Source organism: Oceanisphaera ostreae, from assembly GCF_042676125.1.
Taxonomy (GTDB): Bacteria; Pseudomonadota; Gammaproteobacteria; order Enterobacterales; family Aeromonadaceae; genus Oceanimonas; species Oceanimonas ostreae.
This window is the reverse complement of sequence record NZ_JBHTJS010000035.1, coordinates 262,254-277,740: the sequence shown is the minus strand read 5'-3', so window position 1 is coordinate 277,740 and position 15,487 is coordinate 262,254. Positions and strand designations below refer to the sequence as shown.

10 protein-coding genes are annotated in these 15,487 nt (G+C 49.4%); 2 read left to right on the top strand and 8 right to left on the bottom strand.

Annotated features, from left to right (window positions below; all coding sequences use genetic code 11):
- The first annotated feature begins 937 nt into the window (after window positions 1–937).
- Window positions 938–1,720, top strand: a complete 783-nt coding sequence (locus tag ACFQ1C_RS09720; RefSeq protein WP_379558402.1) for a transporter substrate-binding domain-containing protein — start codon at window positions 938–940, stop codon at window positions 1,718–1,720.
- A gap of 1,078 nt (window positions 1,721–2,798) precedes the next feature.
- Here ACFQ1C_RS09720 and ACFQ1C_RS09715 read toward each other — a convergent pair.
- The 3 genes from ACFQ1C_RS09715 to ACFQ1C_RS09705 form a co-directional block, all read right to left on the bottom strand.
- Complete coding sequence (locus ACFQ1C_RS09715) at window positions 2,799–3,200, bottom strand: hypothetical protein (protein WP_379558401.1); 402 nt, start codon at window positions 3,198–3,200, stop codon at window positions 2,799–2,801.
- A gap of 124 nt (window positions 3,201–3,324) precedes the next feature.
- The gene (locus ACFQ1C_RS09710) at window positions 3,325–4,263 is read right to left on the bottom strand and encodes a COG2958 family protein (protein ID WP_379558400.1); all 939 of its coding nucleotides are present in this window, start codon (window positions 4,261–4,263) and stop codon (window positions 3,325–3,327) included.
- A gap of 111 nt (window positions 4,264–4,374) precedes the next feature.
- A complete protein-coding gene (locus ACFQ1C_RS09705) occupies window positions 4,375–4,920 on the bottom strand; it encodes a PIN domain-containing protein (protein ID WP_379558399.1) in 546 nt (181 codons plus the stop codon).
- Window positions 4,921–6,236: 1,316 nt separating this feature from the next.
- Here ACFQ1C_RS09705 and yegD point away from each other — a divergent pair.
- Window positions 6,237–7,610 (top strand): molecular chaperone, encoded by a 1,374-nt coding sequence (gene yegD, locus ACFQ1C_RS09700; RefSeq protein WP_379558398.1) that lies wholly within the window; start codon window positions 6,237–6,239, stop codon window positions 7,608–7,610.
- Between the two features lie 662 nt (window positions 7,611–8,272).
- Here yegD and ACFQ1C_RS09695 read toward each other — a convergent pair.
- The 5 genes from ACFQ1C_RS09695 to ACFQ1C_RS09675 form a co-directional block, all read right to left on the bottom strand.
- Complete coding sequence (locus ACFQ1C_RS09695) at window positions 8,273–8,920, bottom strand: DsbA family oxidoreductase (RefSeq protein ID WP_379558397.1); 648 nt, start codon at window positions 8,918–8,920, stop codon at window positions 8,273–8,275.
- A gap of 44 nt (window positions 8,921–8,964) precedes the next feature.
- On the bottom strand, window positions 8,965–9,246 hold the full coding sequence (locus ACFQ1C_RS09690) for a DUF503 domain-containing protein (RefSeq protein ID WP_379558396.1): 282 nt from the start codon (window positions 9,244–9,246) through the stop codon (window positions 8,965–8,967).
- Window positions 9,247–9,613: 367 nt separating this feature from the next.
- A complete protein-coding gene (locus ACFQ1C_RS09685; RefSeq protein WP_379558395.1) occupies window positions 9,614–11,134 on the bottom strand; it encodes an FAD-dependent oxidoreductase in 1,521 nt (506 codons plus the stop codon).
- A gap of 255 nt (window positions 11,135–11,389) precedes the next feature.
- Complete coding sequence (gene mfd / locus ACFQ1C_RS09680) at window positions 11,390–14,845, bottom strand: transcription-repair coupling factor (RefSeq protein ID WP_379558394.1); 3,456 nt, start codon at window positions 14,843–14,845, stop codon at window positions 11,390–11,392.
- Window positions 14,842–15,450, bottom strand: coding sequence for a PilZ domain-containing protein (locus ACFQ1C_RS09675; RefSeq protein ID WP_379558393.1), 609 nt, complete (start codon window positions 15,448–15,450; stop codon window positions 14,842–14,844). The genes mfd and ACFQ1C_RS09675 overlap by 4 nt, the downstream gene beginning before the upstream one ends.
- Between the last annotated feature and the right edge of the window lie 37 nt (window positions 15,451–15,487).

The following is a 15,487-nucleotide window of genomic DNA, read 5'->3' as shown; positions in this document are numbered from 1 at the left end:
AAATGAGAGGTATTAGTGTGATGCTGGATAAGTTGGGTTAATAGATGCTGATTTAAGGGCGCTTACGTTTAGAAATGAATTTGCCGATTTAGTTATCAAGTCCATTCTGGAATATAGCAGGGCGAGGTCGTGAACGTTAATTGAACAGCTTAACATAGGTGTTTTGTCAGTATATTACGCGGTACAGGTCAGATGCAGGGACTACTCCACCGACTCGCTCAAGCACATCCTGTAACGCTAAAATACATATCATCCGACCGCTATCGACAGCGATAGTGCCGAAATAGTCGAACCATTTAACATATGTGTTTTGTTAGTTTATTACGCGGTACAGGTCGGATGCAGGGGCTCGCTCAAGCACATCCATGTGGCGCTCAAACACATGACATCCGACCGCCAAGGATGGCGGGAGTGCCGAAATGGCAGGAGCACTTTTCGGCCATGTCATATGATGGTCGGTGGAGCAGAACCCTCCATCCGTCCCTATAATGTAGCGTTGCCTGTAGATGGCGTTAACTGACTGTTCAGTGTCTAAAAAGTAGGGCAAGAACTGTAAGCTAAAAGGGAATCGTGTGATCTTTTTCTATCATTACAGTAGAGCTCATTAACATGGGTGTCTTGTTAATGTCTAATCACCAGCATGTGATGTTAAATATTGATGTCGGCACCACACCTGTGTGGTCAGATAGGGAAGCGATTTATCAATTACATCAGTTGTTTAAGTGAATTTTGCATAGGTGGCTTATTAGTTTTTTTCAGACTCGGCAGACAATAATAGAGCCGCTGGAACCACCATAAAACAGATAATATCGAGATCTACGTCATATCGTAGAAGTTTCCACTTGGCACTTTTCTTGTGGGTGTATTACGGTTGTTTAACCCTACACCGTGGCCTAAGGCCATGGTGTAGGGACACATGACACACAAGGAGTCACTGATGAGACAGAGTGTTTTGAAAGTAGCGCTGTTGGGCATGGCCTTAACCGCCACCGGTAGCGCCGTGGCCAAGGACTGGAAGGAAATTAAATTCAGTGTAGAGGGCGCCTATCCACCGTTCAGCTATACCACTATCGACGGCGAACTTAAAGGGTTTGAAGTAGAGCTGGCTCGTGCCCTATGCGAAGAGTTACAGGTAACCTGCACTATTCGCGCCCAGGACTGGGATGGCATCATCCCCGCCCTGCTGTCTCGTAAAAACGACGCCATTATTGCCGCCATGACCATCACCCCCGAACGTGAGAAGAGTGTGTTGTTCACGATTCCCTACGCGCGAGTGCCGACCCGTTTCGTTACCAAGGTTGAGCGAGAAATTGAATTCAGTGAAAAAGGAATGGACGGTCTCAAGGTTGGCGTTCAGCGTGCCACCATAGGCGACAAGTATCTTGCCGCGCAGCATCCGAATGTTGATGTGGCCCGCTATGGCACATTTGATGAAGCCTTTATGGATCTGCGCTCCGGGCGTGTCGATACCATATTTGGCGGCGCAATTGGCCTGCAGAGTGGCCTGCTAGACCAACCGGACGGCAAAGGCTTTCACTTTTCCGGCCCTTCCTTTACCGAAGAAAAATGGTTCGGCAGGGGTATCGGCATTGCAGTGCGCAGGCAAGATACTTCACTGGCCGAGCTGTTGAACAAGGGAATTTTGGCACTGCGCGAAAAAGGTATTCATCAGCAGATTGCCAGCAACTATTTCCCCTACGACATCTACGGCGTGGAATAAGCACGGTGTATGTCAGCCAGATTGGCATTGGGCTGCGAGCTCAATGTTTGCACGATACTCCACCGACTCGCTCGAAGGGTTAATGACATCCACCGTTTAACCGACTGCGAATATTCACTGGATATTCGGTTAGGTTAAAATAGTTCATCTCGGCGAGACAAGCTCGCCTCCTCTCCGCTCAAACACATGACATCCGACCGCCAAGGATGGCAGGAGCACTTTTCGGCCATGTCATGTGATGGTCGGCGGAGCAGATCCCTCCATCCGGCCCTATGTTTTGGAGTTGCCTGTATGTGGCGTTAACTGGCGATTTAGTGATCAATAAAACGGGTAGGGCGAATTTTTCTATCATCACAGTAGATCTCATTAACATGGGTGTCTTGTTAATGCTGTTGTTAATGCTGTTAGTTTATTACGCGGTACAGGTCGGATGCAGCGTCTACTCCACCGACTCGCTCAAGCACATCCATGTGACGCTCAAACACATGACATCCATGTCATGTGATGGTCGGTGGAGCAGATCCCTGCATCCGACCCTATGCTACGGAGTTGCCTGTAGATGGCGTTGACTGACGATTTAGTGACCAATAAAACGGGCAGGGCGAATTTTTCTATCATCACAGTAGATCTCATTAACATGGATGCCTTGTTAATGCTGTTAGTTTATTACGCGGTACAGGTCGGATGCAGCGTCTACTCCACCGACTCGCTCAGCACATCCATGTGACGCTCAAACACATGACATCCCTGTCATGTGATGGTCGGTGGAGCAGATCCCTCCATCCGACCCTATGCTACTGAGTTGCCTTTATGCGCTGTTAACAGACGGTTCAGTGAATAAGAAGCAGTGCAAAATCTGGAAGCGGACAGGGCGAATTTTTATTATCACCGTAGAACTAATTAACATGGGTGTCTTGTTAGTCGTTTCCTTGAGTAAAGAAAGTCTCGCATGAAGAAAGATCGTGGAAGCCGTACCCGACCGAATTCTTCCAACGCTTTGACCGTCTTGGGTGAGCTCACATTTTTCTCCAAGAAAAATAATGCTGCATTAACTGCGGAGTCAGTTTGCAGGTGCTTGTTAAGTACCGATTATTTTAATTACCAGATATGCGCTTGTAGCAATGATAGCGATACCTAAAGTTACATAGGACGAATGAATGAGCCAATACCGTCTATTTTTATATCTTTCATTTTGGCCCCATGATCGTTCGTTTGCTGGCTTTTTTAGCTCCTTTGCAAGAGCAAAAAACCTTTTAGCATCAATTCGTAGTTCATATAGGCAAAGCGTAACAGTCATAACAAAACAAATAATTGCGATTCCAAGCAGCCATTTCTCAGTATTTTGAAGTGAGCTTCCCTCTGTGTTCGTAAGTGCCAGAAAGAAAATACCGGTTGCGCCAGATGAGACAGATAGAATATATGCCCGAAGACGATTACCAGCATCTTTCGCTAAATCATGAAAACTTTGAATCTCGCTCATATATATCCTAGGCACTTAATGCCGCCATAAGCGGCGAGTAATATTTTTGGGGCAGCGAAGCGGAATCGAGCCTATTGTTACGAATTCGACTTGATGGCCTTGTTAAATTTTGTTTATTGAGTCTCTACTTGTTCCAATCTCTAGCTCGCACCCTACCTGTTTGATAGTAAGTTGATACAAGTTCTATATAATCTTTGAAATCTTCGTTTTCTACCAAAATTCGGTTGATCGATTGCCAATCAACTTCTGCTCTTGATCTCGCTGGTAGCATCATTTCACTTTCACTCGGATTTTCAGGATTCAATAAAATTACACCAATGCCATGCAGCGCCGAGAGCATTCTTAACTCTTGCTCCACATTGGAATCAGATATAGATGTCGCTACTAAATAACCCTCATTGGCCCAACTAGAATTACTCACTGCTTGAAAAAAACTCTTTCTTGCGTTTGCACTGGAGAGCGCTTTTTTTACTTCAAATGACCATAACCTAACACTTTGACCAGCACCTTGTTTGACACAACTTCGGATCAGTTCATGCCACTCTTTATCAACTGGCTGCATAGCTACAATGTCTGGATGTAGCCATTGATTCCCACCGTTGCCGCGTGAGTTTTTAGAGCGTCTTTCATCGATTCTTTGGCAGTATAATTTTAGCTCTGACTTAAGATAACCTATGAGTATGGGATATAAGTCATGCTCTGAAAAAGACTGTTCCGAGATTGAAGGGATATCATCAATTTCATCATCATTCTCATTCGTCACAGGCAGTACATCATCTACCAGCCTCCCAGGGTCATACCAATACACTCGTGGTCGGGGTTTATCTTGCCAAAAAACGTGCTTATCGTTTTTAACGATCTGATCTTTCTGTGACCCTATCTCTGCAACGATTTGTGAGATAAAAGCTTTATCGTCTGCAAATCTTGGGTTTTGTCGCTTTTCACTATAGTCCTCTGGATATGCCTCAACGATTTGTTCAGCTATCTGACGAGCATTGAACTTTTTATTGGGATTAGCCTTGAGCAGCTCCACAATTTTTTGTGCTTGAGACAATCTAGACACTGTTATTCCTTGTTTTTATTTAGTTATGATGGGATTTTACGATTTATTTACGTGCCGGAACGAGTGCAGCTTGTGGAGGTCTAGCCAGAAAGTCATTCGTTGAATGATTTGTTAGCTTTTATACTCAACGCTATCACCAGAAACTTTGATAATTTTTTCATTAATTAGCTGATTAAAGTAGTTTTGTATTGCGAGATCGTTGCCCTTAACTCCCATACTAGCGGCTATATGGTTCCGAAGGCTGGCCACTTTTTTAGGGCGCTTATCTTTAGGTTTAGAGGTTAATGAACTGATTAACTTACTTTTTGTACTTAGCGTGGTGGTAACTTTCACCTGTTTGCATGCTCTACCGCTTGTCTTGATATGCTCTATAAGAGGAGAAAACCCTTGGTCATTACTTATGATTTCAAAAGTAATGTTTGAAGGTACTTCACTATCAAACTTGCCAAGGTAATACGAGAGGTGAAAGTCTAGGTTGTTAGCTTGCGTTGCTTTTAGTTGAATTAGGACTAGCTCAATTGGTGAGTCGTATTTTGTTTCTCCAAGGTCTATTTTTGGCTGCATCGCACCAAGAAATAGAATGATCTTGCTGTAAGTCGAAAGGTCTATTTTGCTAAGACACCCGACGTTTTCATAGTCGATAAATGCCCACTTCAATATTTTATCTCCTTGGTAGCTGTAAAGCTACTGAATCACAGGCGCTTTATGTTTCCAACTGACGATAAACGCGGATCGCCTGTGGTGATTTCACGCATATTTCAAAGTAGTTGCTGAAACGAGCATGGTTTTCAATCGTATCTATTTTGGCCGCTGTAATGGGGTAGGGCAATTGAAAAAATGTGAATTTGCGATGATAAACGGTTGGAAGGTGGTTTTATGGACGGTTAGCGGAAAGGGGTACTACTTCTGCAGAGGCTTAAATTCCGGCTCGGGTGCTGGGGGGCTCAGCAAATCACGCTGAAATTGACGGGGAGGGCAAAGGGATCTGCGTAGCCGACCATCACATTACAGGGATGTAATGTGCTGAGCGTCACATAGATGTGCTTGAGCGAGTCGGCGTAGTAGACCCTTTTCCCGACTGATTACCATACCTACCGATCCCCGGTTTGGGTCAAAAGCGAGATTCTGACTTGCTTCAGGGAGACGGTGGAAGACTCAGCTATAAGCCTTACGCTGTACGCCGTAAGTTAAAATAAACATCGTGACCGGCTCTTTACTTACAGCGTATGGCTATTTTTCACTGACCTGCGTCAGGAAGACGGCTAAAAAATCATCCTGCCCCGCAGTCCCGCCAGCTAAAGCGACAGACTACAAAAAACAAGTGTTGCGATGTATTCCTATAGCCGACGCCGAAATTGACGGGGAGGGCAAAGGGATCTGCGTAGCTGACCAGCACATTACAGGGATGTAATGTGCTGAGCGTCACATGGATGTGCTTGAGCGAGTCGGCGTAGTAGGCCGTTTGCCCGACTGATTACCATAGCTACCGATCCCCGGTTTGGGTCAAAAGCGAGATTCTGACCGGCGTCAGGAAGATGGCGGAAGACTCTGCTATAAGCCTTACGCTGTACGCCGTAAGTTAAAATAAACATCGTGACCGGCTCTTTACTTACAGCGTATGGCGTAAAGCGTATGGCTATTTTTCACTGACCTGCGTCATGAAGACGGCTAAAAAATCATCCTGCTCCGCAGTCCCGCCAGCTAAAGCGGCGGCTACAAAAACAGTGTTGTGACTTTATCTACAAGCCACGCCGAGCTATTAAAGAGGCTACCCGGCTGCCTCTTATTCTGACATTTAAACGCACGATTTTTCTTTTCGACCCTAGCCCATCAAAGCGCCTCGTTTTCCGCTATAATGCCGCTTCATTTTTTTAGCCCGGCCACAGCAGCCTCGTCTTTTTTCGACTGAACAGCAGCCTTGTGCTAACGGCTTTCTCAGTGTTTTCCTTTGTATTTCAAGATGGTATATCAACATGATCGGATTTGACTACGGTACATCAAACTGTGCGGTTGGCGTTATGGAACAAAACAGCCCGGAGCTTTTATCATTGGGCGAGCATGGTCGTTACATCTCGTCCACCTTGTATGCGCCGAGTCGAGATGTGATTGTTAACTGGCTCTACAAAAACTTAGATGCAGCAGAGCAGCCGGCATTTCAGAAACAGCGTACGCGACAGCTGCAAAAAGGGCAGGGCGCATTACGCGAGCTGGTACTAGACGGTTACCCCACCGAATTGTCGTTTGGCCAACAAGCGCTCAACGATTATCTGCAAGAGCCCGACGAAGGCTATTACATCAAATCCCCCAAGTCCTTTTTGGGTGCGACCGGCTTACTGCCACAACAAGTAGAGCTGTTTGAAGATATTGTTGCGGCCATGATGAGCAATGTAAAAACGCTCACCGAAGCCACACTGGGCAGAAGTGTTACTCAGGCGGTGATTGGTCGGCCGATTAACTTTCAGGGCTTGCGCGGTGAAGAAAGCAACCGCCAGGCTATCAACATCTTAACCAATGCCGCCAAGCGGGTTGGCTTTAAAGAGGTGGAATTTCAATTTGAGCCGGTGGCTGCGGGCTTTGAATATGAAGCCAGTCTAACCACTGAGACCAGAGTGTTAGTGGTCGATATTGGTGGCGGTACTACTGACTGCTCAATGCTACTGATGGGCCCCCAACAAGCGGCCTTAACCGATAGAACGGCGGATTTACTCAGTCACAGTGGCGAGCGGGTGGGCGGTAATGACTTCGATATCGCCTTTGCGCTAAAGGGCATCATGCCAAGCTTTGGCCTAGACAGTATGCTGAAAACGGGCAAACCCATTCCCGCCAACAGTTACGCGCAAGCAGTGTCCATTAACAATATTCATAATCAAACCGAGTTTTACAGTGCGGCTAATGTTCGCTTCTTAGAGCAGCTGATCCGTGATGCCGAGCAACCTGAGTTGCTGACTCGGCTGTTAACCGTGCAAAAAAGAAGATTGAGCTACCGAGTAGTGAACGCGGCAGAGCAAAGCAAGATTGCCTTAACGGATCATACTCAGCTGCAAATAGATTTGTCTGATATCGATAAGGGCTTGACCATCAACCTAGATAGAGACGGTTTTGCCAAGGCCTGCAGCCGAGAGCTGAGTGCCATCACCGCGCTAATGACCGATGCCATTGCACAAGCTGGTTGTCAGCCAGATGTGGTCTTTGTCACCGGCGGTACCGCTAAGTCACCGGTATTAAACCAGTTCTTGCAGCAGCAGTTTCAGCATACGCCCATCGTTATTGGTGACCACTTCGGCAGCGTCACCGCCGGCCTAACCCGTTGGGCTAACAAGATTTATGGGCCGCTTAAAACCAAATGATTTTGCAACGGAATCCACGGAACGCACGGAAAAGTTAAGATGAGATAAGGGATATAGTGTTGAGTTGTGAGGGTTGAATGAAAAGCTTTACTCAACACTTATAACTAAAAACTCAACACTAGTTCCGATCTGATCACTAGTTTTCCGTGGGTTCCGTTGCGAATAAATCTTTAGATATGTTGTTCCGCCTTCGGCAAAATGCGAGAGCAAGCTTTCGCCTACTAGTGCCAAAGCGAAAGCGAGATACCGGGGCGGGCCCGGTATGACGGCATAAGGGAAAACAGCTAAACCAACCTGCGTATTCAGTCACTACTTCGCCAGTCACTTTTGCTTGGGTCGAGTTTTAGTACTGGCTCTTACCATAACAATCCCTTTCAGACTTGATCACTACTTTTCCGTGGGTTCCGCGTTCTTCCGTTGCAAAAAATATTTTAAAATCCCGCAAAGAAACGTCATCCTCGCGTAGGCGGGGACGGGACTGCCAGCTAAAGCGGCAGCCTACAAAGGTCACAGGATCGAGGGCTTATATTTAACTTATAGCGTACAGCTGACGGCTTAAAGCTTTGTTTTAGCCCTTACCATAACGATCCCTTTCAGATGTGATCTCTATTTTTCCGTGGGTTCAGTGGATTCCGTGGCAAAGAAGTCTTGAGTCTCTAAGTTCACGCGGATTCGGCGCTAATCTCTTGTAACGCCTTTACCCAGGCATCGGACTCTTGCGCGCCAGAGATGAGGTACTTGCTGTTGATAATGAACGCGGGCACCGAAGTAACCCCTGCCTGCTGGTAAGTCGCTTCGTCTTCTCGTACAGCCGCCGCGTATTGATCCGATTCTAATACCTGCTTGGCTGCTGCCGAGTCTAGCCCCAGAGTTTCAACGCAACCTAATAGCACTGCGTGATCGGAGACATTCATCGCGTGGCCAAAATACACCTCGAACAGCGCTTGTTTCATGGCAGTTTGCTGGCCCTGCTCCCCCGCCCATTTGACCAAACGGTGGGCATCAAAGGTATTGCAGGTTAGTCGCTGCTGTATGTTCTCGAAGTTGATGCCAAGATCGGTGGCAATGGTCATCATATTACTCTGATTTGCTCGCATTTCTTCTTCGCTGCGCCCGTATTTTTTGGCCAAAGCCGGCAAGATAGGTTCACCTGGACCGCTGTGCTCGGGGTTCAGCTCAAAGGCATGCCACTGCACCGTAAACTTATACTCTGCTGCCAGCTGCGCCATGGCCCGCTGTAGTCGGGCATAACCGATAGCACACCAGGGGCAGGCGATATCGGAAACAATGTCTATCTGTATGTTGTTCATGCTGAGTCCTATATATTTTATGACTTAACTAAGGTCAACAGACCCTAGAGGAGTTCGCGCGTTACGTTGATTACGCGTCCTTCAACGGTGCGTTGTATCTTGTCTTCGATTTGGCTGCACTGGGATTCAACCTCGCGCCTTGAGGTTGCCACTACCACAAATGACCATTCGCTGGCATCGTGTCGGTCGTGTTCGCCACTCTCACAAACCGCCACCGACGGAGTGCGGCCAAACCGTTCGTGCATGCCACCGATGCGTTGGCGCTTTTCTTTGAGAGAGCCACATCCGGGCAGAGAAAAAGTCATGACCAAAATACCGATATGCATGTCGTGCTCCTTACTAGCGTGCTAAACAGCGTAGTGTTTTCTGGCAATGAAGCAAGCGAGGCTATGTAAGAGGCTGGGATAGCCAGATAGTGTCATGATTTTTTGTTTTACGTTTACCCTTCACAGAACTTTTGTAGTGTGGCGCTTTAGCTGCCAGTTCCGTCTCTGCGGGATTTAAAAAACCGTAAACCTTTTTGCCACGGAAAAACACGGAACGCACGGAAAAATAGTGATCAGATCTGAAAGATATTTTTAATGGTAAGGGCTGAGACTCAAGCAAAAGTGAGAAGCAACACAGAGACTGAATATGTAGGCTGGCTTGGGGTTTAGCTTGGTGCTCGGCGCTATCTTTTCCCTTTATCCACACTTACCCCATATTCAGCGCCAATGCTTCTGGATAGTCGCGATCATGCGCGAGTTGTACGGCGGCGGCTTCTACTTGCTTGGCACTGTGTTGGCTGGTGATGGCTAACTGCGGCGATAAGCGCGGGGTTTGCTTCACACTGTCTTGGCTCAAGAAGTTTTGCTCTAGCTCTTTATTTTCCCGCTCTAGGCAGTTCCACTTTAACCAACCTAAGTCGGCTAACTGCGCGACGATGCGATCCGCCGCGGTGAGTGCCGAGCTGGCTTTAACGATTTCTACCCGCGCGTAATGTTGACCTTCAAATGACACATCGGCGGCACGTAAAGATGGATCACTGCCTGGAATTTGCTGAGCACCGTACAAGGGCTTGCCAGCCACGGTGGCACTGGCAAAGGCGGGCAGCAAACGCGCCATATGGTTAATGGCCTCTTGAGTGCGCACTGTAACATCAGCACTTTGCCAACCTTTATCTAACTGAGTGAGATAAGGCAGCGGTAATTGCGGCTGAGCACTAAGTTGATTGCTGGCCACTAAGCCATTTTTAAACAGCGTGATGCTGTCGGTCATGCCGTGCAGCTGAAATACGCCATTGGGATAGGGCGTTAACTGGGCCATGCCTTTGGGTGTGCCGCGTGGCCCGTGAAAAATCACCTCGGGCCAATCGCCATTAGTTTGCCAATGGGTCACATAGGCCGCCTTATATTCGACTAAGCGTTGGCGACGGTAACCGGCCATATCATCCACTAAGCCGGTGCGAAAACCGCAGGCGTTAACTAAAAAGTCCACCTTATGAGTTTGCTCTGTTTCTGCCGGAGAGCTAGCAGCAGTGTGAACCAGCCAACCATCGGGCAATTGCTCAAGTTCGGTAGCGCGGGTATTCAGTTGCAACTGACAATGGGGCGAGTCTTGCAACGCCAAGGTCGCAGTTGCGGCCATGCGAAATAAGCTCCAGCCGTATTCTTGCACCAGAATTAGCGGAAATTTTAGTGAGTCAGCATCTAAATGATGGGCGAGCGGGATCAGCCAATCGTCGTGGCTGTGTGCTTTTTTCGGCAGAGGACGCGCGGCCAAGGCCACAAACTGCTCGCGATTGTAACAACGATAATAATCGTCTGGCTCGCCTAATACCTTGTTGGCTGGGTCTTGAGCTACTAGCCGTTGATACTCTTGAGTAACCTGCTTTAGCCTTGGCAACAGTGCATTGGCATCACCGGCATCTGTGGTGGGAATGGCAATCACGGTGGGGCGACGATTAATGCTGTGCGGGTAGGCGCGCACCGAGTCGATGGACTGGCGTAACAGCGTTAAACATTGCTGATCGCTGATCTCGCGATACAGATTGCCGCCCGCATGCAGGTGACATATCGGCGGGCCATTCAGCAGGCCATTACTGGCTTCAATTAACAGGGTATTAATACCTAAGTCGGCCAGCCGCAAAGCGGTGGTGGCACCGGCAACGCCGCCACCCAAAATACCCACCCTAAGCGGGCGTTGAGCAGAAACATGGCAAAGATGTGTGTTCATTAATTCTCAAAAATGCGGTCAAGGTAAAAACACCGCAGCCCCTGAGAACAGCTGGTTGCGGACGATCATTTTTATCCCATCCCTGGGGGTTCTAAGACAAAAAAAGAAAAACAAGATACCGGAGCAAGTCCGGTAAGACGGCAACAAGCTAACATAGAGCGGTGGCTTGTTTTCGCCGTCTTCCTGACGCCGGTCAGGATCTTGGTTTTCTTTTAGCTGGGCGCTTGGTGCTGGGCGCCGGGCGCTATTTTTCTGCTACGCAGCCTGGTGTTTGCTGAGTTCGCTTAGCAAATCACCGATCAATGCCAGACGAGCTGGGGCATCGTGGGTGGGGATGGCGAAGCGTAGCTTGGTTGGCCCTTCCATTTTGTAGATGCGTGGCTGGCTTTGCAAGAGGCTGACTAAGAACATGGGATCTATCTTCGCATCTTGAGCAAAAGTAATGCTGCCGCCATTGGCGCTGGCGTCGATTTTGTCGATACCTAATGGATTGGCCTTTAGCTTAAGGCCTGCTAAGGCCACCAAGTTTTTAGTGGCCTCGGGCAATAAGCCAAAGCGGTCAATCAGCTCTACCTGTAATTCGCGCAAGGCGCCGTCATCGTCGGCGGTGGCAATGCGTTTATACATAGACAAGCGCATATTCACATCGGGAATATAATCATCCGGCAGCAGGGCGGGCAGGCGCAGTTCGATATCGGTTTGGGTGCGCAGCAACTGATCGAGAGCCGGCTCTTTACCTGACTGTAATGCCTTTACCGCTTGCTCGAGCATTTCCATATACAAGCTAAAACCAATGGCGGTGATCTGGCCACTTTGCTCATCGCCTAATAGCTCGCCGGCGCCACGAATTTCGAGATCGTGGGTGGCCAGCGCAAAACCGGCACCTAAGTCTTCTAGCGCCGAAATGGCCTCAAGCCGTTTTTTAGCATCAGTGGTCATGCGCTTGGGGTGCGGCGTCATTAAATAGGCATAAGCCTGATGGTGAGAACGGCCCACACGGCCGCGCAGCTGGTGCAACTGCGCCAAGCCTAACTTGTCGGCGCGGTCCATAATAATGGTGTTGGCGGTAGGCACATCGATGCCGGTTTCAATAATGGTAGAGCACAGCAACACGTTGTAGCGCTGATGATAAAAATCGCTCATCACCCGTTCTAGCTCGCGCTCACGCATTTGGCCGTGGGCAATGCCAATGCGCGCCTCAGGCACCAGTGTGGTGAGCAGCTCGGCGGTGCTGTCGATGGTTTGTACTTCGTTATGTAGGTAATACACCTGACCACCACGCTTAAGCTCACGCAAGATGGCCTCGCGAATGGTGGCCGGATCCGACTCACGCACGAAGGTTTTTACCGCTAAGCGTTTAGCAGGAGGCGTAGCAATAATAGATAAGTCGCGCATGCCGCCCATGGCCATGTTTAGGGTGCGCGGGATGGGCGTGGCCGTCAGGGTGAGAATATCCACGTCGGCGCGCAGTGCCTTAATTTTATCTTTCTGGCGCACACCAAAGCGGTGTTCTTCGTCAACCACCAATAAGCCTAAGTCTTTAAAGCGAATATCTTGGCTTAATAATTTATGAGTCCCGATCACAATATCGATAGTGCCGTCGCTAATGCCCTCCAGCACCTTGTCTTGCTCTTTGCCGGTTTTAAAGCGGCTGAGCATGTCGATGCGCACCGGCCAGTTGGCGAAGCGGTCTCTAAAGTTATCGTAATGTTGTTGTGCCAGCAGCGTGGTTGGCACTAGCACCGCCACTTGCTTGCCATCATGCACCGCCACAAAGGCGGCGCGCATCGCCACTTCGGTTTTACCAAAGCCCACGTCACCACACACTAAACGGTCCATGGCTTTGGGCTGGGTCATGTCGGTGAGTACCGCACTAATGGCGTTTAGCTGGTCGTCGGTTTCTTCAAACGGAAACGCATCAGAAAACTGCCGATAAGCGGCCTTGTCGTGGCTCATGGCCTGACCTGGTTGAGCGGCACGGCGCGCGTACACATCCAGCAGCTCGACGGCCACATCGCGCACTTTTTCGGCGGCTTTGCGTTTAGCCTTAGACCAGGTTTCGTTGCCCAGCTTATTTAAGCTCGGGTCATCGGCACCACTATAACGGCCCACCAAATGCAGGGCGGTGACTGGTACGTATAATTTATCGCCTGCGGCGTATTCCAGCGTTAAATATTCCGATTTAAGCCCACCGGCATCCAGGGTTTGCAAGCCGGTGTAGCGGCCCACTCCGTGATCGAGGTGCACCACCGGCTGGCCAATGGACAGCTCGGCTAAATTTCGAATTAAGGTATCTGGGCTTAAGCTTTTGGACTTTTCGCGGCGACGGCGCTGAATAACCCGCCCGCCTAATAAGTCGCCTTCGCAGACTAAGGCAAAGCTCTCATCCAGAATAAAGCCTTGAGACAACGGGCCCACTAGCAAGCCAACGTTATCGCTACCCGCCAAAAATTCATTGACGCTGTTATAAGGCCACGGCTTGATGGCAGAGCCGGCAAATAGCTCAATTAAGGCCTCGCGCCGACCGGCGGTTTCTACCGAAAATAACACCCGACCTTTGAACTGCTTACAAAAGGCCAGCAAACGCGTTAGCGGTTCGGCCTTTTGATGCTCAACTTCAAGCTCTGGCAGTACTTTGATCGGCGCATTTTGCCGGTCGCCTTTTTCTAATACTGGCGTATGGCTTAATTGCAGTTGTGGCCATTGCTTAAGTTGTTGTAATACGGCGTTGGGTTGAAGATACAGCTCGTCTGGCGGCAGTAACGGACGCATGGTGTCGTGGCGCCGGTCTTCATAGCGCTCTTGCACATCTTTCCAGAACCCGTCGGCGGCTTCGCTGAGATCGCCAACGGTAAGCACCCATAATGATTCGGGCAGCGAGTCGAACAGCGTCTGAGTGTGCTCAAAAAACAGCGGAAAGTAGTGCTCGATACCCGCCGGAAATTGGCTTTGGCTCACCCTGTGGTATAACGATTCGGGTTCGTTACGCAGCGCAAATCGTTCACGGTATTGGCCTCGAAAACGCTCGATGGCCGGATTGTCGGTAGGGAATTCTCGAGCCGGTAACAGCCGCACTTGACCTACGGTGTCCCGCGAGCGTTGGCTGTCGGGATCAAACGGGCGCAGGGTATCAATTTCATCATCAAAAAAGTCGATGCGATAGGGCTCGCCGGCGCCCATGGGGTATAAGTCGAGCAGCGCACCACGGGCCGCATATTCACCGTGGGTTAATACTTGATCTACCGCTCGATAACCGGCACTTTCTAGGCGAATGCGCAGTGCGTGCATATCGAGCTTATCGCCGGTTTTTAACAGCAGGCTATTTTTATCTAACCAGTCGCGGGGCGGGGTGCGTAGCATCAGGGTGGTGATCGGTACAATTAACAAGCCCCGTTGCAGCGCCGGTATGCCGTATAAGGTTTCTAACCGCTGGGAGATAATATCTTGGTGCGGTGAAAACTGATCGTAGGGCAAGGTTTCCCAATCGGGAAATAACTGCACTGGCAGGGTTACCTTGGTAGTGGCGTCTTGTTGTAACAGATGCCTTACCTCTTGCTCTAAGCGCAGCGCGGTGGGGGTATCGGGCACCAACAACAGCACCAGTTGCTGCTGTTGTATCACCTGTTCGGCAATGGCCAAGCTTAAGCTGCTGCCAATCAGTTGCCCTAGGCTGGCTTTAGGACGAGGCGTGGGGCTGTTAATGTGGATCATGATGCTGTGGGGCCGTCTTGTTGGGCGCGGCGTTCGGCGCGGGCTTTAAGTTGTTTGGCTTGCAGTTGCAGACTGGCGCGAATAAGCGCGTCGCGGTCTTGCTCACGCAGCGCACTAAACTGGCAACGATAATGCGTGGGCTCGGTGTCTGCCGGTCTATCTGCCTGTATCTGGCCATAACCATACACTGCCACCGACAGTTCCGGCAAAAACAGTTTAAAACGTACCGAACAGCCCTCGGCTAATGGCTGCTGTGACACAAAGGTAAAGCCGCCGCCGCCCAAGCTTAAGGTATGATGGCGTTGCTCGGGGTTATCTTTCCCGGCCAGCACATAGCTGAGTACTAAGTCGATTTTGCGTGATTGTAAATTAATGATCTCGACTAAATCTGCCGCATGCTCGTCTAGGTTACGCAGTAGGCGAGCATTATTGGTATCGATGCGAGTCACTTCACTGATAAGCTTGAATGGCGCCGGAATTTCCGCCTCCAAGGTGTCGGCGTCGGGCACGGTTTCGCCATCCGCCAAGGGGCACAGGTTAACTTGTGCTTGGTAGTCGATGCTGAAATAAGGATCTGCCATCATTCGCTGCTCTTGTTGCGCCATTCACATACCTTTATTATTCCGCAACTTGCGGGTGAGG

Excerpts from the sequence above, each read along its gene's own strand:
- ACFQ1C_RS09715 (WP_379558401.1), bottom strand. The coding sequence starts at position 3,200 with ATGAGCGAGATTCAAAGTTTTCATGATTTAGCGAAAGATGCTGGTAAT.
- ACFQ1C_RS09675 (WP_379558393.1), bottom strand. The coding sequence starts at position 15,450 with ATGGCGCAACAAGAGCAGCGAATGATGGCAGATCCTTATTTCAGCATC.
- ACFQ1C_RS09695 (WP_379558397.1), bottom strand. The coding sequence starts at position 8,920 with ATGAACAACATACAGATAGACATTGTTTCCGATATCGCCTGCCCCTGG.
- ACFQ1C_RS09690 (WP_379558396.1), bottom strand. The coding sequence starts at position 9,246 with ATGCATATCGGTATTTTGGTCATGACTTTTTCTCTGCCCGGATGTGGC.
- yegD (WP_379558398.1), top strand. The coding sequence starts at position 6,237 with ATGATCGGATTTGACTACGGTACATCAAACTGTGCGGTTGGCGTTATG.
- mfd (WP_379558394.1), bottom strand. The coding sequence starts at position 14,845 with ATGATCCACATTAACAGCCCCACGCCTCGTCCTAAAGCCAGCCTAGGG.
- ACFQ1C_RS09720 (WP_379558402.1), top strand. The coding sequence starts at position 938 with ATGAGACAGAGTGTTTTGAAAGTAGCGCTGTTGGGCATGGCCTTAACC.
- ACFQ1C_RS09685 (WP_379558395.1), bottom strand. The coding sequence starts at position 11,134 with ATGAACACACATCTTTGCCATGTTTCTGCTCAACGCCCGCTTAGGGTG.